The 19,200-nt window shown below is 49.2% G+C and carries 22 protein-coding genes and 1 pseudogene; 13 read left to right on the top strand and 10 right to left on the bottom strand.

Features of this window, described 5'->3' with window-relative positions; translation table 11 throughout:
* Positions 1 to 5 precede the first annotated feature (5 nt).
* Positions 6 to 362, bottom strand: coding sequence for an Asp23/Gls24 family envelope stress response protein (locus tag IPP66_06095; GenBank protein ID MBK9924849.1), 357 nt, complete (start codon positions 360 to 362; stop codon positions 6 to 8).
* Between the two features lie 251 nt (positions 363 to 613).
* Here IPP66_06095 and rpmB point away from each other — a divergent pair, with 251 nt between their 5' ends.
* Complete coding sequence (gene rpmB / locus IPP66_06100; GenBank protein MBK9924850.1) at positions 614 to 799, top strand: 50S ribosomal protein L28; 186 nt, start codon at positions 614 to 616, stop codon at positions 797 to 799.
* A gap of 51 nt (positions 800 to 850) precedes the next feature.
* On the opposite strand, the gene IPP66_06105 is transcribed toward rpmB, so the two are convergent.
* Complete coding sequence (locus IPP66_06105; GenBank protein MBK9924851.1) at positions 851 to 1,510, bottom strand: ribulose-phosphate 3-epimerase; 660 nt, start codon at positions 1,508 to 1,510, stop codon at positions 851 to 853.
* 9 nt (positions 1,511 to 1,519) lie between these two features.
* On the bottom strand, positions 1,520 to 2,608 hold the full coding sequence (locus tag IPP66_06110; GenBank protein MBK9924852.1) for a protein kinase: 1,089 nt from the start codon (positions 2,606 to 2,608) through the stop codon (positions 1,520 to 1,522).
* 124 nt (positions 2,609 to 2,732) lie between these two features.
* Here IPP66_06110 and IPP66_06115 point away from each other — a divergent pair, with 124 nt between their 5' ends.
* The 3 genes from IPP66_06115 to IPP66_06125 are packed head-to-tail and all read left to right on the top strand — an operon-like array spanning position 2,733 to position 4,560.
* Positions 2,733 to 3,677, top strand: coding sequence for a diacylglycerol kinase family lipid kinase (locus IPP66_06115; protein ID MBK9924853.1), 945 nt, complete (start codon positions 2,733 to 2,735; stop codon positions 3,675 to 3,677).
* 13 nt (positions 3,678 to 3,690) lie between these two features.
* Positions 3,691 to 4,161 carry a hypothetical protein gene (locus IPP66_06120; GenBank protein MBK9924854.1) on the top strand — a complete coding sequence of 157 codons (471 nt, stop codon included), beginning with the start codon at positions 3,691 to 3,693 and terminating at the stop codon, positions 4,159 to 4,161.
* A 48-nt stretch (positions 4,162 to 4,209) separates the two neighbouring features.
* Positions 4,210 to 4,560, top strand: coding sequence for a DUF971 domain-containing protein (locus IPP66_06125; GenBank protein ID MBK9924855.1), 351 nt, complete (start codon positions 4,210 to 4,212; stop codon positions 4,558 to 4,560).
* A 35-nt stretch (positions 4,561 to 4,595) separates the two neighbouring features.
* Here IPP66_06125 and IPP66_06130 read toward each other — a convergent pair whose 3' ends face one another.
* The 3 genes from IPP66_06130 to IPP66_06140 form a co-directional block, all read right to left on the bottom strand.
* Positions 4,596 to 6,428: a tetratricopeptide repeat protein gene (locus tag IPP66_06130; protein MBK9924856.1), complete on the bottom strand. Its 1,833-nt coding sequence runs from the start codon at positions 6,426 to 6,428 to the stop codon at positions 4,596 to 4,598.
* A 39-nt stretch (positions 6,429 to 6,467) separates the two neighbouring features.
* Complete coding sequence (gene amrA / locus IPP66_06135; protein MBK9924857.1) at positions 6,468 to 7,055, bottom strand: AmmeMemoRadiSam system protein A; 588 nt, start codon at positions 7,053 to 7,055, stop codon at positions 6,468 to 6,470.
* 73 nt (positions 7,056 to 7,128) lie between these two features.
* On the bottom strand, positions 7,129 to 7,614 hold the full coding sequence (locus IPP66_06140) for a flavin reductase family protein (GenBank protein ID MBK9924858.1): 486 nt from the start codon (positions 7,612 to 7,614) through the stop codon (positions 7,129 to 7,131).
* A 162-nt stretch (positions 7,615 to 7,776) separates the two neighbouring features.
* On the opposite strand from IPP66_06140, the gene IPP66_06145 reads away from it, so the two are divergent.
* The 7 genes from IPP66_06145 to IPP66_06175 all read left to right on the top strand — a co-directional run bounded on the left by IPP66_06145 (position 7,777) and on the right by IPP66_06175 (position 13,385).
* Positions 7,777 to 8,562: an N-acetylmuramoyl-L-alanine amidase gene (locus IPP66_06145; protein MBK9924859.1), complete on the top strand. Its 786-nt coding sequence runs from the start codon at positions 7,777 to 7,779 to the stop codon at positions 8,560 to 8,562.
* Complete coding sequence (locus IPP66_06150; protein MBK9924860.1) at positions 8,559 to 9,365, top strand: L,D-transpeptidase family protein; 807 nt, start codon at positions 8,559 to 8,561, stop codon at positions 9,363 to 9,365. Before IPP66_06145 ends, IPP66_06150 begins: the two co-directional genes overlap by 4 nt.
* Before the next feature lie 409 nt (positions 9,366 to 9,774).
* The gene (locus IPP66_06155; GenBank protein MBK9924861.1) at positions 9,775 to 10,212 is read left to right on the top strand and encodes a L,D-transpeptidase; all 438 of its coding nucleotides are present in this window, start codon (positions 9,775 to 9,777) and stop codon (positions 10,210 to 10,212) included.
* Between the two features lie 61 nt (positions 10,213 to 10,273).
* Positions 10,274 to 11,299: a L,D-transpeptidase gene (locus IPP66_06160; GenBank protein MBK9924862.1), complete on the top strand. Its 1,026-nt coding sequence runs from the start codon at positions 10,274 to 10,276 to the stop codon at positions 11,297 to 11,299.
* Positions 11,300 to 11,311: 12 nt separating this feature from the next.
* Positions 11,312 to 12,337, top strand: a complete 1,026-nt coding sequence (locus IPP66_06165) for a L,D-transpeptidase (protein MBK9924863.1) — start codon at positions 11,312 to 11,314, stop codon at positions 12,335 to 12,337.
* A 41-nt stretch (positions 12,338 to 12,378) separates the two neighbouring features.
* Positions 12,379 to 12,960, top strand: a complete 582-nt coding sequence (locus tag IPP66_06170; GenBank protein ID MBK9924864.1) for a hypothetical protein — start codon at positions 12,379 to 12,381, stop codon at positions 12,958 to 12,960.
* The gene (locus tag IPP66_06175) at positions 12,960 to 13,385 is read left to right on the top strand and encodes a hypothetical protein (GenBank protein MBK9924865.1); all 426 of its coding nucleotides are present in this window, start codon (positions 12,960 to 12,962) and stop codon (positions 13,383 to 13,385) included. Before IPP66_06170 ends, IPP66_06175 begins: the two co-directional genes overlap by 1 nt.
* A gap of 73 nt (positions 13,386 to 13,458) precedes the next feature.
* Here the strand turns inward: IPP66_06175 and IPP66_06180 are convergent, their stop codons facing one another.
* Positions 13,459 to 14,646: an acyltransferase gene (locus IPP66_06180; GenBank protein ID MBK9924866.1), complete on the bottom strand. Its 1,188-nt coding sequence runs from the start codon at positions 14,644 to 14,646 to the stop codon at positions 13,459 to 13,461.
* Positions 14,647 to 14,845: 199 nt separating this feature from the next.
* Here IPP66_06180 and IPP66_06185 point away from each other — a divergent pair.
* Both IPP66_06185 and IPP66_06190 read left to right on the top strand, forming a co-directional pair.
* Positions 14,846 to 15,715 (top strand): annotated as a pseudogene (locus IPP66_06185) (SMP-30/gluconolactonase/LRE family protein).
* A 10-nt stretch (positions 15,716 to 15,725) separates the two neighbouring features.
* The gene (locus IPP66_06190) at positions 15,726 to 16,787 is read left to right on the top strand and encodes an acyltransferase family protein (protein ID MBK9924867.1); all 1,062 of its coding nucleotides are present in this window, start codon (positions 15,726 to 15,728) and stop codon (positions 16,785 to 16,787) included.
* Here the strand turns inward: IPP66_06190 and IPP66_06195 are convergent.
* The 3 genes from IPP66_06195 to IPP66_06205 are packed head-to-tail and all read right to left on the bottom strand — an operon-like array spanning position 16,782 to position 19,176.
* On the bottom strand, positions 16,782 to 17,387 hold the full coding sequence (locus tag IPP66_06195) for a CPBP family intramembrane metalloprotease (GenBank protein ID MBK9924868.1): 606 nt from the start codon (positions 17,385 to 17,387) through the stop codon (positions 16,782 to 16,784). The genes IPP66_06190 and IPP66_06195 overlap by 6 nt on opposite strands.
* Positions 17,384 to 18,310: a mevalonate kinase gene (gene mvk / locus IPP66_06200; GenBank protein ID MBK9924869.1), complete on the bottom strand. Its 927-nt coding sequence runs from the start codon at positions 18,308 to 18,310 to the stop codon at positions 17,384 to 17,386. The genes IPP66_06195 and mvk overlap by 4 nt, the downstream gene beginning before the upstream one ends.
* Positions 18,307 to 19,176, bottom strand: a complete 870-nt coding sequence (locus IPP66_06205; GenBank protein MBK9924870.1) for a decaprenyl-phosphate phosphoribosyltransferase — start codon at positions 19,174 to 19,176, stop codon at positions 18,307 to 18,309. The genes mvk and IPP66_06205 overlap by 4 nt, the downstream gene beginning before the upstream one ends.
* Positions 19,177 to 19,200: the final 24 nt, after the last annotated feature.

Consider the following 19,200-nt stretch of genomic DNA (forward strand, 5'->3'; position numbering starts at 1 on the left):
CGCTCTTAGTCTGTATTGCTAACCCGTAAGCCTGCTACATGAACATTGACACTGTTCACTCTGAGACCGAGTGCTTTTTCTACATGGAATCGAACCGTGTTCTTTACGCTCTCTGCTACGCTATTAATACGCGTGCCGAATTCAACGATGATCTGTACTTCAATATCGATCTCGTCTCCGTTGTAATGTACAGATACGCCTTTCAATGGCTCGCGCGTGATCGTTTTGACGATCCCGTCTGCGATATTTTTTGGCGCAAGCCCAACCACACCATATGATTCGAGTACGGCGCGATGAGCAATGGTAGCTACTGCATTTGGGGATATATGAATCCCGCCCAAAGATGTTGTTTCTTCGCCCATGGTTTCCTCTCAGATTTTTGTTCAACCCGAAGGCCCCGTCGGCATAGTTTTGGCCGGGAGCACATAAGGGACGTTTATTTTACTTCTTCTTTGATCCCTTTTCCTTGATTTTACCTTTGATTGGGGAAAAATAAGCCTGTTGTTTTGATATGACGATGTCTTGCCTGCAATCAGGTCACGTGATAAAATGTCGTGCCTTCGGGAAAGGCATTCGTAATCGGAATTATAGCAAGAAAGGAAGTTATACCAACATGGCCAAATGCGCACATTGTGGAAAGTCCACAACCTTCGGACACAGCCGCTCCTTCTCTCAACGAGCCACCAACCGCACGTTCAAACCGAACCTGCAGAAGACCCTCGTGATGGAAAAGGGCCGCGCCGTGAGCAAGGTACTTTGCACCAAATGCATCAAAACGATGGCGAAGTCTGCCGCGTAAGTATCGGTTTTCCGAAACAAAAAATCATGGTCACACCATGATTTTTTTGTTTTAAAGGTGGGAGCGCAAGGCTCTGATGCCTGCTTCTATACCTTGTGGATGTTTGAAGACGGATGTCCCTGCCACAAAAGCGGTTATACCCGCTTCCTTCAATGACGAAATGGTCTCCACGCTGACTCCACCATCTACTTCGAGCCATGCGGAGGAACCCAAATCGTCCAGCTTTTTACGGATCTCTCTGATCCTTGTAATGGCCTCAGGGATAAAGCCCTGCCCACCGAACCCGGGATTCACGCTCATGACCAACACTAGGTCTGCGAGGCCGAGAACCGGCTCTATCGCCCCGACAGCTGTCCCCGGATTCAACACCACGCCTGCCCGGCACCCCAATGACTTGATGTGTCCCAACGTCCGGTGCAAATGTGGACAGGTTTCCACATGGACGGTTAATCCACTGGCACCGGCTTTGGCAAATGTTTCAAGGTGATCTTCGGGTTTCTCGATCATCAAATGCACATCGAGCGGAAGTTTTGTCACACGACGGCATGCTTCCACGACAAACTGCCCCATCGTGATGTTCGGGACGAATCGGCCATCCATCACATCCACATGGATCCAGTCTGCGCCTGCGGCTTCGGCGGCGGCAATTTCTTTGCCAAGTTGGGTCATGTCTGCGGCAAGGATGGAGGGAGCGATAATATATTTGTTCATTGATTGAATTTATCGAGGGTTGTACAAAATAAAGATATAGATCCAGAAAAGGATCAACCCACCGACGGAGAGAAGAGCCATCAAACCGAGGCCAATGCTCAACCAATCTATCTCAGGGAGATAAACTTCGGGTATGGTAATTTCCGGGATGGTAATCGTAGGTTGTGTTCGCGGTTTTGATATGTTTACAGGTTGAGATGGCTGTGAGACCGGCTCTTGATAGGTTGAATTTGCTTCAGGAGTCAAACTGAGCGCAGGCGAGGGCGTTGCTTCGCGTTGTGTACCAAAACGCAATAGGACTCGTCCGAGTTGGTCTGCGGTACGGTAACGTGCGGCGGGTTCCTTGGAGAGAACCTTCAAAATGATCTCTTCGAGTGCGGGTGGAATATCAGGGATGTATTCGCGTGGCGGAATTGGGTCTTGCTCAAGATGCAATCTGGCAAGCTCATCGCTTGAAGGCGCATTGAATGGAAGCGCACCTGTGATGGTCTCATAGAGAACGATACCCAGCGAATAGACGTCGGATGCAGGGGAAGGCGCTTCACCCATGGCTTGTTCGGGCGAGAAGTATTGTGGTGAACCCCAAACTACGTCCGCGCGTTCATCAGGCATGATGGTTGAGAGGGCGCGTGCGATACCAAAGTCTGTGACCTTGAGGCGGTTATCCGGTGTAACGATCATGTTGTGCGGCTTGATGTCACAGTGGACCAGGCCGGCGCGGTGGGCGTAGCCGATACCTGCACAGGCTTGCACGATCAACGGGATGGCATCCTCTACACGATACCGTCCACGTTGGCGGAGGATGGTTTTCAGATCCTTGCCGGGGAGATATTCCATGACGATATACAGTTGTTCATAATCGAACCCGAAATCATGGACGGTGACAATGTTGGGATGAGAGAGATTAGCCGCGGCACGCGCCTCCATACGGAAACGCTCCTGGAAATCTGTGTCATCTGAATATTTTTCGTGAAGTATCTTGATCGCGACCGAACGTTCGAGCATTAAGTCGCGCGCGCGGAACACATCAGCCATTCCCCCGGAGCCGATGCGTTCGAGTAATTGATAACGGTTGTTGAGTACTGAACCTTCTTCCATAACATCGAAGATTATATCATTTGGATCGACCCCTACCGCCGCTATCGCGGCACCTCCCCCATTTTCTAACGAACTTCAGTTGGAAAATGGGGGAGGCTGAGAGGGGACGGGTATAATCTCGCCCATGCGAAGTGCTGTCATCATCTACAACCCTGCGGCGGGACGGTATTCTGTAAAGCCGTTCATCAAATCTGCTGTCAAGGAATTGGAGATGGCCGGTTGGAAAGTGGATGTAGAAGAAACTCAAAGTGGCGCACACACTATCGAGTTGGCGAAGCAGGCTTCGGCTGAGAAAAGAGACGCGGTGTTTGCCGTCGGGGGAGATGGCACGATCGGGAATGTTGTCAACGGATTAATCGGCACACAGACCGCTTTGGGAGTCCTGCCTTCAGGAACAGCCAACGTGTGGAGTATCGAATTGGGATTAAGCCCGTTCGCATGGACTCGTCCGTGGGTGTTGCAAAAGAATGCGTCCATTTTGGCAAATGCGCCGTGTCATTCCATAGACGTTGGAACGTGCAATCAATATTCGTTCATGATGTGGGCGGGCATTGGGTTGGACGCGCTGACGATCCATTCAATGGAGCCGCGTATACGGCTTGAAAAATTTTTCAACATGCCTGAATATGCGGCGCGAACGATCTGGCAAGCCGCACAATGGAGTGGTGATAAATTGCGTTTATGGGCCGATGGTGTGGAAGTGGAAGGAACCTATATTGTTGCGGTTTCTACGAACATCCGTCATTACATGGGCGGGCATTCCAAACTTTCGCCCGATGCGTATCTCGATGATGGCTTGCTCGATATCTGGTTGTTCAGCGGGAACAATCTTGGTGATGCATTGCGTCATGCTTATAACATGTGGCGTGGGCATCATCTCAACGCCGAGGATGTGCGGCGTATCACGTTCAATAGTTTGCGTATCGAAGGTGCTGAGCCATTTTGGATCCAGACAGATGGCGAGCCACGTGGTTCTGCACAAAGCGCCGAGATCAATATCCAATCGCGCGCATTGAAAATGCTTATGCCTCCGCATGGTTTGGAATTATTGAAATATAGTAATGGATGAAATATAGGTGAATATGAACGTTCGTCAACTTTTTAATCGATGGGTCATTCTAGGTGCTGTGGTTGTTGCTGGACTTTTGATCCTCATTACAATCATTGCCATTGGAATAACAACCGCGCCTCGATCTTTAGACGTTGGGTTTGCTCCTGCTGATTTGACCGTGATCCCCGCCCCAACCGCTACTCCCAATGTCACAGCGACAGCTACCATTGATCCCTTTGCGCCATCCCCTGTCCCAACAGGACTCGCGATTGGCAATTACGCACAGATCACCGGCACCGGAGGCGAAGGGTTACGCATCCGCTCTGAACCGGGCCTGAACGGCAACCCCGTCTTTCTTGGGTTTGATTCAGAAGCCTTCCTCGTGAAGGATGGTCCGCGTGAGGCAGATGGATATGTGTGGTGGTATATCGTTGCGCCTTACGATGAAGCGCGCGCTGGCTGGGCCGCCTCTGATTTTTTGACCTACGTCCCCTCACCGTAAACTATTGTATGTTGTAGGGCACAGCGGGGCGCCTCTACAGGAGAAATTATGAACGAAAGACCAACTGGTATTACAGCAAATAAAAAAGAGAAAGAATTTCAAGTGACTTGGAACGACGGTCACGTAAGTGTGTATCCGTTTGAACTGTTGCGTGCGGCCTGTCCCTGCGCCTCATGCCGTGGCGGACACGAGAACATGAAGTCCGAGCCTGATGCGGAAGTGTTCGAAAAGAAACTTGGCGACTCTCCCTCTACAAGAATAGCCAATGTTGTTGCCGTGGGCTCCTATGCCCTGACCATCGTGTGGGAAGACGGTCACGATTACGGCATTTTCAATTGGCATTATCTGCGGGCGTTATGTCCATGTGAGGAAGACCGAAAGAAATATGGGAAGGCGTAACAAAAAGGCGACTGATTTCTCAGTCGCCTTTTTTATTATGGAGCCGGTGTCTTTGTAGGTGTCGGCGTTATCGTGGGACTTGGTGTCTTCGTTGGTGTGACCGGTTTGGTGGCGGTCACAGGCTTGGTTTTCGTCGGAGATGCTGTCGGTAATGGTGTACGAATATCCAGCAAATGCTCTTCAGCCGTCTTGCGCATTTCAGCGGTCATAGCGCTTGCAGGGAGATCTAAAAGCTGTTGCCAATACTCTGCGGCATCTTTGGGTTCTTTACGTGTCTCATGGACGATGGCCGCCCAGTAATAGGCTCTTGCCTTCTGTTCATCGGTTTCGGCGAGTTGAAGGGTCAGAGCCAGATCAACTAAAGCGGTGCCATTACGGTTGTTCAATAGGTGGGTACGGACCAGTCCCAGATTGGCTTCGAACAAATCAGGATAGGCGTTCAGTGCACGTTCGCGGTCTGCATCCGCTTCTGGACCGTTGCCTAATTCCACGTTCGCGAGGAAACGATAGAGATACGGTTCACTGCGGTTACGATCTTTCTTGATGACTTCATTCATCGCTTGGATGGCTAGTTCGTAATTGCCGAAATTGAATTGAAGTTTTCCAAGTTCAAGGTACGATGCGGCATCGCCTGGACCATATTTCAGGTAAATATCAAAGTTCTTTGTGGCTTCATCGTTGTTGCCCATCGCCGCGTTGATGCGCCCGAGCAACAAATAGTTTTGCAGGTTGGTTACGTCAAGTTCTGTGACGGTATTGGCCGCGTCCAGTGCGGAATTCAAATCGCCTTCTTGTAAGCGGGCCAGCGCAAGATAATAGAACACAAGTGGTGACCCCGGCATGAGCCTGTTCGCTTCGCCCAAGTCTGCTACGGCACCTGCGATATCGTTGTCTCGTATCTTGACGCGACTGCGTTCGAGATAGGCCTCACCGAAGTTGGCATCATATTGAATAGCCTGATCCAATATCGGCAGGACGTTTGCATTCGGGTCGTTCATCAATTTGACACGCGCAAGTCCCACATACGCAGGCCCGAATTCTGCTTTCTTGGTGATAGCTTCGTTGTAATATCTTTGGGCATTTCCGGCGTCGTTCTTGAAGCGATAGGATTCACCCAGATAGTAATAGGCAAACACAGCGTTTGGATCGGCTGTAATAACCTTATTAAGCGCTTCAATGGCGCCATCCCAATCACCAGCCTTATAGGCACGGTCGAACTGTAACAAGTAATCAGATGTGAGTGGAGAACGCTCTGCATCTACATATAGAGCTGTAGGCGTGTACTTTACACCGAACACTTCGGCCAGCCCACCGGGCGTGCCAACCACTTGTGTTTGTGGCTTACCGCCTTGCGCTGTAACTGTGACTGTGAAAGTAGGAGATGGTCCGGGTGTAACCGTGGCCGGTCGATTGGCGGCATTGCGTTCTGCGGTTGGGATCACATATCCAAACGTGATGCCGCTTGCGATGACGCCGATCATCAAGATGACGAGTCCCAAACGGAAAACGGGACTGGCCCTGACCGCCGCCCATCCCTTCAACTTTGGTTTCTCATGCGCGAGTAAAAGGTTTTGCTCCCAAAGGCGCGGACGATTCAATGAGAAAGGCGGAACGTTTTCATCCGCAGGCAAAACTCCCAGCAGAGTTAAGCCTCGTTTCGCTGTGACATTTTCAGGGTCCAGTTTGAGTGCTGTTTGGAGACAGTAGATTTTCTCTTTTGTGGTTTCCATCGCCCCGCTTAACCAAATCCAATATTCCACATTCCCCTGATCGTTCTTCAGAAGTTCGGTCAACAGTTCACGCGCGCGGGCTTTGTTCCCGTCGCGTAGTACATTTACTGCTTCTTGTAGAATGACGTCATCGGCCATGTGCTGATTTTACCCTACTCGTCCCTGAACCTATAAAAATCAAATGGAATTGTTTTGCGTCTCGTGAAATTCCTCAACCTGGTAAATAAGCACATCAAGGTGCTTTTTCTTCCACTGGTTGGGGCTTGCTCCCATTTTGTAACAAAGATTATCGAGAAATTCAGATGGGCTTGGGATCTTCTCCCACACTTGCGGCAGGAAGGTGGCGCGTCTAAAACCATCTTTCAAGATGACACCATCCACGTGCGGCCTTAACTTGGACAGGAGGTCATCCGCATCTTTGTACTCGAGCGGGGTGGGGCGCGTCAATCTCGAGACTTCGATCTGGATCCTGCTTAATTCATCTTCTCTCACCTGTGGGAATCTCGGGTCTTCCAATGCCGCAGAGACAGCGTGCTCGCGTACATCGTCCACAAGCGGTTGATAGGCTTCAAGCGCGCCAATGCACCCGCGCAGTTCACCGCGGATCGTCAGCGTGACGAATGATGCCCCTTGCTCCTGCAGGCTTGGAGTTACATCGTATGGATCGATTGGCGGTAGCTTTTCCCTCTTCACGGCACATTCCATTGCTTCACGCGCCGCATGGAGCAGTATCTTTTGTTCCTCGAGAGTCAATTTATCTTTCATGACTGATTCCCTCCATCAGTTATTGAAAATCAAAGGCGAATGTTTCGCCTATATCCATTTTACGCCAATGCGATTACTTCACCAAATTCCAAAAGACTCTGTTGTGATACACCAATGGCTCGCCTTCGCCTTCACCGCGTGCGGCAATGACTTCAGCCACGAACAATGTGTTCTCGCCAACCGGTATGGTGTTCACCACACGGCAATTAAAATAGGCCAGCCCGCCCTTGAACACGGGGATATCCAGTGTCAGGGTTTCGGTTTCCACATTTTCAAAACGATCGGTCAGGTTTGGCATCTTGCCTGCGAACCGATCTGAAAGATAGCCCTGATCCGCCGCAAGGATCGTCACGGCAAATTCCCCGGACTTTTGTACAAGTTCATGAGTGTGGGTCAGTTGTTTCATTGCCACTGAAACCATTGGTGGTTCGAGTGAAATAGATGTAAATGAATTCACGGTCATGCCGTGACGTTGCCCTTCGTGGTTTGCGGTCACAATGGCTACGCCAGTAGTCCATGCGCGCATCGCACGGCGAAGTTGTTCAGAGTTCAGTGTCATGTAGTCTCCAGTCAAAAATCATCATAATAGCGAGAGAGGGGCAAGTCAAGATAGAAACCATAAACGGATAAGTCAGTTTTCTGATCCGTTCATTCTTCATTTCAGTATCCTCTATCCGCTTCACAAAACTGCTTTTAAACGGTACTATTTACCCGATAACCCATGGATTCCACTGCATCTCAACCTCCAAAGCGTTCGCGCCCAGTCTATGCTGTGCAAGCCACCATTGCTGTAGCTATTCTATTAGCGACTCTTTTCACAGCTCTCCCATCGCGTGGATTGGCCTCCGGGGATTTTTACGATAAGTTAAGCATCATCCTTACCCCACACCCTGCAGATGGAGAACAATTGTCATCGCAACCGCAATTGCGCATTGGCATTGTTGCTGGTCATGCTGGCAATGACTCAGGTGCTGTCTGCGTGGACGGAAATGGAAATGTCACTCTTACCGAGGCCGATGTTAATCTTGAGACTGCCGCTATCGTTCAACAGAAATTAATAGAAGCTGGCTTTCAAGTGGATCTCCTGCGTGAGTTCGATTCTCGTCTTAACGGATATCGTGCCTTGGCAATTGTTTCCATCCATAACGACTCATGCGAATACATTAACGATCAAGCCACGGGCTTCAAAGTGGCCGCCGCGCTCAACACCCCCGATCTCAATCGCGCCAACCGTCTTACCGCCTGTCTTGTTGATCGTTACCATCGTCACACAGACCTAACCTTTCACTCCGGCAGTATCACGGCCGACATGCGTGAGTATCATGCCTTCCGTGAAATCGACCCGAGCACTGTGGCCGCGATCATCGAAACAGGCTTCCTTAATCTCGACCGCGAGATACTTACCAAACAAACCGACCGTGTGGCCGCCGGTATCGTAGATGGCATCCTGTGTTTTGCCAACAACGAGAATATTGAGCCCACGGCTATCCCGAATGTGACCCCATGAAATTCCTTTTTTCCAACGGACGTATTCGCATCTTTCCCCTGCTTGGCCTGCTTCTGGCATGCGGAGGCCTGATCCTCGCTGTGTTCTGGTTCATGGTTTCGCCGGTGGCATCTTTACGTGCGCAACCTGTTCAACCCACGCCGGAATACATGTGGTCTTATGTGGAAATCGCCCGCCCAACACGGATGGTTGATTCACCAGTTGTGCTTCCTATTGGAACGCCTGTAAGCGAACCAACGTCCATAACTATAGAAGATACGGCAACTTCCGTCCCAACGGATACGCCAACCGAAATACCAGTCGCTACAGAAACACCCGCCCAACTCTCCATGGAAGTTTTGGCGGATACGCCCACGGCAGTCTACGTGCCGCCGACCCAAAGACCAGCACAAGTGGATGAGCAGGTTCCTTCATATTCTTATAGCGGGTCAAAATATATCCTCGTGGATATTTCAGATCAGCACATGTATGTCTATGAGGGAGATCAATTGGTATATAGCTTCGTTGTGTCCACCGGGCTCAACAACGCCACCCGCGTAGGGAACTTTGCTGTGCAAAGCAAGATCCCCAATGCTTATGGATCCACTTGGGATATCTGGATGCCAAACTGGCTTGGCATTTACTGGGCAGGTGGTCTTGAAAACGGTATCCATGCCCTGCCAATCCTCCCTAACGGCGCCACCTTATGGGACGGATATTTGGGCAGACCAGTTTCGTATGGATGCGTGGTGTTAGGCTCATATGAGTCAAAACTACTGTATGATTGGGCAGAGATCGGAACTCCCGTAGAAATCCAGTGGTAGTGGTCGTCTATTACAGGTAATCATCATGAACAATAAACCTCAAAAGAACAACAACCTGCTTTACCTATCCATTGGCGCGATAAGCCTTGTAGTTTGTGTGGTGATCGGCGTAGCGGCATGGACGGCTGTCAACCATCCGGTGTTTGCATCCATTCTGGGCGGTACACCGGCTCCAGCCCCTGCCCAACAGGACAAACTATGGGCACAGGTGGAGATCGCCAAACCACTGCCAGCTCTTGATACCGAGATTGTATTTAACGCACCTGACCTTGCCGCAACCTTTACCCCTCAGCCTGCGGATGCACCGGCATCTGTTACTGAACCAACAGTTCTTGTCACCGATGCGCCGACATTTACGCCGACCATCGAGCCATCCCCTGTGGCTACTGAAACTCCTGCGCAACTGTCGATGGAGATCATTCCCAATACACCCACTAGTGTGTATGTGCCGCCAACGGCTGGGCCAAAGCCAGTCTATGCCAGCACCGGTAATGGAGAACGTTGGATCGATGTAGACCTTACCAACCAGCGCACCTATGCCTACGAAGGCGATACGCTGGTCAATTCGTTCGTGGTCTCCACTGGCACATGGGCAACCCCCACTGTGACCGGTCAATATAATATTTATGTGAAATATCGTTCTGCCAGAATGAGTGGCCCCGGGTATTCGCTTCCCAATGTCCCCTACATCATGTACTTTTATGGGAGCTATGGCTTGCACGGCACATACTGGCATAATAATTTCGGCACACCCATGAGCCATGGATGTGTGAACCTGACCACCGATGATGCCGCATGGTTATACAATTGGGCATCGGTGGGGACTCTGGTAAATGTCCATTATTGATCGAATGTAAGGGCGACCCTGATACTTTATTGCCCTATTGGGTTGCCCTGCCAAAAATTTAATGAGCACGTCAAATATTTCCCGTCGTGATTTTTTAAAACTAAGCGGTTATGGCCTGATGGGGATGCTTCTGCCAAACCTTTCTTTGAGTCCCTTGGGTGATAAATTCACTTCACTTCAGGGACGTGTCATTGATCGTGTTATCTGGGCGTATGATGAGCCGAACCGCAAATCCAAACACAAAAAACTATACTGGCACGATATCATCTTCCGTATCACCGATACCGCTCTCAGCGATGATGAGACTGCCTACAATCGTGTGTGGTACCAGGTCGAGGGTGGAGGATATGTGTATTCGGGCAGTATCCAGCCCGTTCAGACGATTCTGAACGAGCCACGTTTGATCAATCTCAAAGGCGCATTAGGCGAAGTCAGTGTCCCATACACCGATGCGCACGTTGAAGCCAATCCAGACTCTGACGTAATCTATCGCCTGTATTACGAGACCGTGCATTGGGTCACAGCCAGTGCTGTTCTTGCAGATGGGAAGATGTGGTACGCTCTTCTGGATGATAAATTCGAACAAAATTATTTTGTCCCTGCAGAACATATTCGCCTCATACCGGACGATGAGCTGGCTCCCATTTCCCCGGACATTGCCGAAGCTGACAAACGGATCGAGGTCCGTTTGAACGATCAGCTTGTGCTCGCCTACGAAAAAGATAGACTGGCCTTTGCCACCCGCGCCGCTACTGGCGGGAGATTGCGAAGTGGAACTTACACCACACCAACCGGTGATTACATCACATTTCATAAACGACCCACACGTCACATGGCCGCCGGTGATCTCGCCTCGAGCGGTTTCGACTTGCCCGGCGTGCCGTGGGTAATCTACTTCAAAGAGAACGGTACATCTTTCCACGGCACATACTGGCACAATGATTTTGGACGTCCTCGTAGTCACGGTTGCATCAACCTCACGCCGCAAGCATCCAAATGGCTTTACCGTTGGACAAATCCCACTGTGCCACCAGAGAAACAACTTGTTCATGGGTATAAAGGCACACGAGTGGACATAAAGGAATAGAATATTAAGAATATGCTTACCCCGCAAATTTCACGCCGCGAATTTTTGAAACTCGCAACTACAGGTTCGCTCGCCTTTGCTTTGAGCGATCTGAAACTCGACCGCGCTTTTGCCGCCCCCGCCATCAAACAAGGATTAATGACCATCAGTGGTATCCCTTTGTATGATGGGCCATCGTTCAATGCAAAGACCACTCATAACTTTGGGAAAGACAATGTAGTGGAAGTCACTGCTGTGAATGAGAACGGTGACGAAGGTAACCCATTCAATAAGACCTGGTATCAGGTCAATAACGAAGGCTTTACCTACTCTGGCTGGGTTCTTCCTGTGGAAACACGATACCAGAAGCCGTCATTCGATGTTCCCAAGGCGGGGCGAGTGGGTGAGGTCACTGTCCCTTTCACGGATACTAAAAGGTCTCCCTACGTGTATGCAGATCGCGGCTACCGCGTCTATTATGGAAGCACACACTGGGTGAAGAAAGTGATCGTTACTCGTGAGGAAAAAAGTATTTGGTATGAGATATATGACAGCGAGATCAAAAAATCTCTGTACATTTCCGCCCATGATATGCGTCTTGTTCCTACGGATGAATTGACCCTTCTCTCACCCGACGTGCCAGCAGATGATAAGTTGATCGTTGTAGAACGTTCGACCCAGCTTGTGACAGCATTTGAAGGTGATACATTGGTCTTCTCGCAACGCTGTTCCTCCGGGTCAAAAGGTACTGAGACCCCACAAGGGAATTTCCGTACATATCATAAAGGTCCAGCCGTCCATATGACCAACGATGGCGATGCGGTCGAAAATATCTATGATCTACCCGGTGTACCGTGGTGTTCGTTCTTTACCGGTTTAGGGCATGCCTTTCATGGAGCTTATTGGCACAACGACTATGGACGTCCACGCAGTCATGGATGTGTGAATCTGCCGTCAGAGGCGGCAAAGTTTATTTATCGCTGGACCCTGCCCAACGTTCCGCCTGACACGGATTATCTCAGCGCACCGGGCGAAGGTACGAGAGTCCAGGTCATATAATTGAGTGCGAGATATTGTCTCGCACTACACAAGGAGAAAAAATGAATTCCATTTTTCAGCATCAAAGTTATCTGCTCAAACGTCAGGTGTTTGCTTTGGCAGGCACATTCCGTTTCTTCGACCCAAGCGGAAATCAGGTGATGTTCAGCCAGCAGAAGATGTTCAAGTTGCGCGAGGATATTCGCGTGTATGCAGATGAAAATAAAACGCAGGAAGTGTTGAGCATCAAAGCGCGCCAGATCGTTGATTTCTCGGCGGCGTACGATGTGGTGGACACTGCGATGAATCAAAAGGTCGGCGCCTTGCGTCGCAAAGGTTGGAGTTCGATCTTGCGTGATGAGTGGCAAGTGTTGGATGCGAACGATAACCAGATCGGAGTATTGTTCGAAGATAGCATGGGACTTGCGCTATTGCGCCGCTTCCTTCTTGGCTCCTGGTTGCCTCAGAACTATGACATGACTCTTGGCGATGTGCGTGTTGCTGATCTAAAACAAAACTTCAACCTGTTCCGCTACGAAATGGTGATCGATTTCAGTATGGATCCTTCAAAACGGCTTGATCCGCGCCTCGGCATTGCCGCCGGTATTTTGCTTGCGGCGATCGAGGGAAGGCAAAGTAATTAATGCCCCGCCAGCCTCTTTTTGCCGGCCTTGTGCTGGATGAATTTGGGCATGTAGCTGAAAGCGCATTTGTCGGCGGTGAACCGTGTTATGTAGTGGACGATGCGGGCTTTCGCCGTCACATCCCTGCTGAACAGGTAGACAAACAGGTGTTGGGTCAGATCGCCAGTTTGATGAAAGGCAGTGAAGACCTGATCTCTGAACAAACTGCCAAGATGCTTGGGCAGGAGGATGTCTTCACGAAAGCCGCCATTGAACAGCAGTTGAAGAATATCGATAAACAGTTCGATCAGTTAATGCAGGCAGGGATTCCCGAAGATATGCGAGCCTATCTGGGCATGATGGGCTTCAAGGTGGTTATCAACATACACGGCGAAGTGCTCAGTGTGGACCAACCGGGTACTGCATCGGGTGATGATGGAGAATGAAAAAGAGCGGACAATTGTCCGCTCTTTTATTTTTGGTTTGTGTTATCGAAATTGGGATCAGGGAATACGCACACTAGATATGAGCGATCCGTAATCTTGAAGGGCGTGTGACAGCATTCTGGCTGGCGAGAACAGGCTCTTCTTCATCACTATTGAGCGGAAAGAAGCGTTCTTTTAGGTTGAGAATGGGCTTTTCAATAAAGCGGTAACTGAGAGATGCAACTAATAAAGTGGCAATGAATGTAATGAGCGCGGCAATGGGTTGGAGCAAGTTGTGGGGTAGGATAATTCCCAGATCCTCAAGGCTAAGTGCAAACCAGAGAATGGGGAGATGGTAAACGTACATTCCGTATGAGATCTTCCCTAACCCTTCCAACGGTCGCCATTCTAAAAAGCGGACGAATAGCCTATGTTTAACGACTACATAAATGGCAACAGCAAAGAAATAGTTGAGTATGGAATAACCCCAAATGAATTGATAGGCGTTCGGCATAAGAAATTGATACCCGAATGATGTAATTGGTCCCATCTCACCAGTGGCAAAATACTGTGTAGCGAATCCGATAACGGGCACGAGACCCAGTAACAGGAAGAATTGTTCCTTCGCTTTTGGTATCGAATACCGGCTAATATAGGCGCCGATGGCAAACGCATCCACGTGCGATGTGGGTAAAGTGTATAAGGCTTCTGCAGGGGAACTCACGAACATGCGAATCTCGCCGGTGTTGTGGATGAGCAAAACTCCCAGACGTAGAAGTGGTCCCATTAAGATCAAGGATAGGAATAAATGTTTGTGCCACTTCCCCGGTGCTAATAGGATGAGGAGCGGCCAGAAAATATAGAACTGCTCCTCTACTGATAGCGACCAGAAGTGTGACAGAAAGTGATTGTTGGTATTGAAGATCGTAGCGGCATGGAAGTTGTAAATATAGAGCGCGGCATACTTTGCCTGCTTGGTGAATAGCTCCATCCAACCCACTCTGTAATTTACGGAGATCAACCAAGTGGCAAGTATAGCCATCACGATCAAATAAAAATAGTAGAGAGGGAAGATGCGCAAGAGGCGTCTGCCATAAAACTTTTTGAAGTACTGGCTTTTTGGCAGTGATGTTTTCATATCTAGTAGAATACCGGTGATCAAAAATCCCGAAAGCACAAAGAACAACTGCACGCCCATCCAGCCCGAATCGATATAGCGGGCGTGGAAGAAAAATACGAGTAAGAAGGCAATGGCGCGTAGGCCGTTCAATCCGCGGATCATGGTGAAAAGACTATACTCGTGCTTGTCTATTCAGATCAGTATTTGAAACGTAAATGCAATGGTCGGTAGTACTTTTGTTCGGTAGAGAAAAAGCTCAGGAAACCGAACCAGATACCCGTTAAGTGAGATGCGGCTTTTCATCCAGCAAATAGTTGTGGAATTCATTCAATCAGCGTACAATGCCGGGCCAACACAAATGATGTAGGAGTCACACATGCAAACTGAACTTCTTTATGATGCGAAGGCAACACTTGGCGAAGGCCCTGTGTGGGATTCGCGTACGCAAACACTTTATTGGATCGATATTTTCGAGAAACGCGTGTATGCAGATGCGGATGTTCTGATTCAGTTGGATGAATTTGTCGGATGTCTTGCTCCGCGCAAAAGTGGCGGACTCATTCTGACAAAGCGCTTCTCTTTCTGGACCCTTGAACCTGATTCAGCCAAATTGACCTTTCTCTCCGCTTTGGAAAATGAGCCATCGAACAACCGCTTCAACGATGGCAAATGTGACCCACACGGACGTTTCCTTGTGGGTACGATGGAGATGAATGAGAAAGACCCGAATGGTTCGCTATATTCTTTTGATGGAAGTTCGATCACGAAATTGTTTGGAAATGTTGTTATCTCGAATGGCCTTGCGTGGAGCCCAGATTACAAGACGCTGTATTACATTGATACACCTTCACGCGAAGTCAAAGCCTTTGATTACGATCTGAACACCGGTGGGATCGCGAACATGCGTGTGGTAATACATATTCCTGAATCGTATGGTTGGCCGGATGGTATGACCTCTGACACGCAGGGGAATTTGTGGGTTGCGATGTGGGGCGGCGCACAAGTCACAAAGTGGAACCCGAATACGGGACAATTGATCGAGCGGATTCCCGTGCCTGCGAAAAATGTGTCATCATGTGTGTTCGGTGGAAAAGACCGAAACGAGCTCTATCTCACCTCCGCACGTATTGGGGTGGATGAGGAGACGTTGAAACAATATCCGCTCACGGGTGGCGTGTTTCGCCTCGAAACGAATGTCGAGGGGATGCCCGTGTTTGAATTCGAGGGGTAAAATCCATTCCATGAACAAACGAATCGAATACATTGATATTGCAAGAGGCATTGGTATTTTGCTGGTGGTTTTGGGGCATAACGATTTTGGATACATCTCCGCGTTCGTCTACAAGGTCATCTATTCGTTCCATATGCCGTTGTTCTTTTTTCTTTCAGGATATTTCCTGAACGCGTCCATTCCATTCTTTGATTATCTCAAGAAACGTTTCCATTCCCTATTGAAACCGTATCTCTTTACGATCTTTCTCATTTACTTCACGTCTGTTTCATTTGAAGGGATGAGCTTTAGAACGGCGATCCAACGTATTGTCAAATCGTTGTATGGGGCGGGTCATTACATTGATTGGGTGCAGTTGTGGTTCCTGCCGCATTTGTTCGTAGTGAGTTTGTATGCGTTCCTTTTCTTTGCAATCTTTAGAAAATGGGACAACCGCTATGTACGCTGGGTTGCGCTTGTCGTCACTTTGGGCGTTTCCAGTTTGTTCTTGCAGGATTTCTATCCATTCACGCTTTCTGTTTTGGGGAAACAATATGAGTTGTACGGTCTGCCTTTCAGCCTCGACCTTGTACTTTTGAGTGGTTTCTTCTTTATCTTGGGGAGCGAGGTCAAACAGGCCACATCTGAAAAGACTTTTGAGAATATCTATCTTTTGATCGGTACAGGTGCAGCAGTGGTGTTGATGAATCTGTTCCTTACCCCGATCATTGATTTCAATACCCGTCTGTATGAATCATATTTGATCAATACGATCGAAGCGATTGCAGGCATCCTTTTTGTACTGGCCTTATCGCGTCAACTAGAGATACGAACTCAGCGCGTCGCTGGGTTGTTCAAGTATTTTGGTCAGACATCCTTGTTCATTCTGCTTTTCCATGTTCCCATTCAAGATTACTGGGGGCAGAAGATCAACGCCGTAACGGGGAATCTTCAGCTTTCGATCTGGGTGGGATTCTTCATGGGTGTGGCTGGATCCCTGTTGATCTATGAGTTGTTCGTCAAGGCTAATCCCATCGCTTCATGGTGGTTCGGGCGAAAGATGGAAGCATCCGAAATTAAACCCACCTCATAGAGTCATTCGATATACGGTTATAAGTATTGTGAAATCCGCTGTCATGTGACCAAGTAACGGTGCAAGTAGGCCTTCATCCTCGCGAGCGATCTGTCTCCAGAACCAGCCTGCGAAGACAAGCATGCTCAAACCAAAAATAATTGCTTCCACCCGTACCATGCCGTAAAGGACCAAGCCATGAAAGCCTGCATACAGAAAATCTGAGATGTGCAGGCTTTTTGTTTTGCTCCCTAAATATCCACGCCAGAAATATTCTTCAATGAATGGATTGACCAGTGCAAAGTAAGCGATAAACACCGGCCAGCTGGATGTGTTCAATCCAAGCGATGCAATTTGCTCGGGGAAATCGTCTGCAAACCCAAAGGTATCCCACGTGAAATATAGAGTTATCCCACTGCTTCCGCAGAGCAGGATGCTCAGAAGTATCCATTTGATGTTTTTGTTTGTCAGGAGGGTTTTTAGTGGAATGTTTGGTTTTGCGATCAAGAGAGAAATGATGATCGCAACATGGAATCCCAGCAATGTACCCCATGCACTATGAAAAACAAATAGTCCGATTCCCACCGCGAGATACGCCGATAAAGGCGCGATCCATTTCATTTGACTTGTGTAATGATCGTGTTCCTTGCGCCTGCATCCATCAGAGACTTGGCAACTACTTCCGCTTTTTCTGGCTCGACTAGTGCGATCATGTTTCCGCCACGCCCGCCGCCGCTGAGTTTGGCTCCCGATGCGCCAGCTTCACGCGCGACTGTGATCAGGGCATCAAGCTCAGGCGAAGAGACGGTCATTTTTTGTAGCAACACATGATTCTCGTTCATCATTTCGCCAAGGGTCTCCGTCTTTCCGTGTTCGATTGCATCACGTGCCTTGTCTGCAATCTCTCCAACTTTATTGAATACATCCTCCCATTTCTCTTTGTCTGCTTCCCATAACTTTCTCACATCGCCCACGGATTCTTTCGTCGGTGCAGAGATGCCGGTGTTGCCAATCACGATCATAAATGGTTGATCGACTTTGAATGTTTCAATCGATTGCCCCTTGATGAAGTAGACAGGCTTGGCATACGTGACAACAGTGTTATCGATGCCTGATGGCGTACCGTGATGGATTTTCTCGATCTCGTAAGCGAATGCGTTGACTTGTTCATCTGTCATCGGGTAATGAATATGAGATGACACCGCGCGGGTTAAGGCAACGGTCACTGCGGCGCCGGAGCCGAGGCCAGATGCAACGGGGATGGTGGATGTGATTTTGATATTCAGATTCGGAAACGGGGAAATGCGCGAGAGAAAGAAAAGGTTATGAATAACGGAAGCAATTGGATGGTCGGAGGGAAGCGAGTTGAGTTCAGCGTGTAGATTGATATCCGGGGCGTGGATCATGATCCCTGCGGAGTCAGAATCCGAGATGTCGACATCCGCATGAACTTGTGTGACGGGAATCGCGAGAGCGGGCCGTCCATAGACAACGGCATGTTCGCCGAAGAGAATGATCTTGCCGGGAGCGGAGGATGTTGTCACGAAAGATAAAACACTGCAACTACGGTCAGACCCCAAAGCAACACGGTGATCTGTAACGACCGATCTGTGAGCGCCACTTCATCCGGTGAACCTGCCGCATGGCCGGTTTGGATCAGTTGCAGATACCGTAAGATACCATACACCACAAATGGGATGGTCAACATCATGGTATGGTTCACAGGCATGTTCTCTGCGAAGAATGTATAGAGCGAGTACGTGACGATGGTCATGCCCGAAACAATGGTGATGTATTGATCGAGCAGAGGAATGCTATACCCATCGAGTACTTTGCGGTGTGTGCCTGCGCCTTGTTCGAGCAGGCTGATCTCTGCGCGGCGTTTGCCGAAGCCCATGAAGAGTGAGAATAAGGTTGTGATCACATATAGCCAGGGGGAAAAACGCTCAACCGTAATGAGAGCCACACCTGCCGCCACACGCAGGACGAAGCCCGAGGAGATGATCATCACATCGAGAATGGGAACGTGTTTGAGCCAGCGCGAATACAGCAGGTTGGCTACAAGATAAAAGCTAACAATGACCGCGAACAGGGGCGCAAGTAAATAACCAACCACGATAGCTGTTAGCGCAAGAACGACCGCGGCAATTATTGCTACGCTGACAGGCAGTGCACCCGAAGCCAGCGGACGTTTCTTCTTTTCTGGGTGTTGACGGTCAGCTTCGATATCTGCGATGTCATTGAACAGATATACAGAGCTCGAGATCAAGCAGAACATGAAGAAACCTTCGAGCGTTATCAGAAAAGCATCGCGATGAAATAATTGCTTGTCGAAGATCAAAGCAAAGAATACGAATCCGTTTTTGTGCCATTGGCGCACGCGCATGTTTTTGATAAGGTGTTTTAGCATAAGGCAATTTTACCTTTTTTATTT

The sequence above is a fragment of the Candidatus Defluviilinea proxima genome, from assembly GCA_016721115.1.
Taxonomy (GTDB): Bacteria; Chloroflexota; Anaerolineae; order Anaerolineales; family Villigracilaceae; genus Defluviilinea; species Defluviilinea proxima.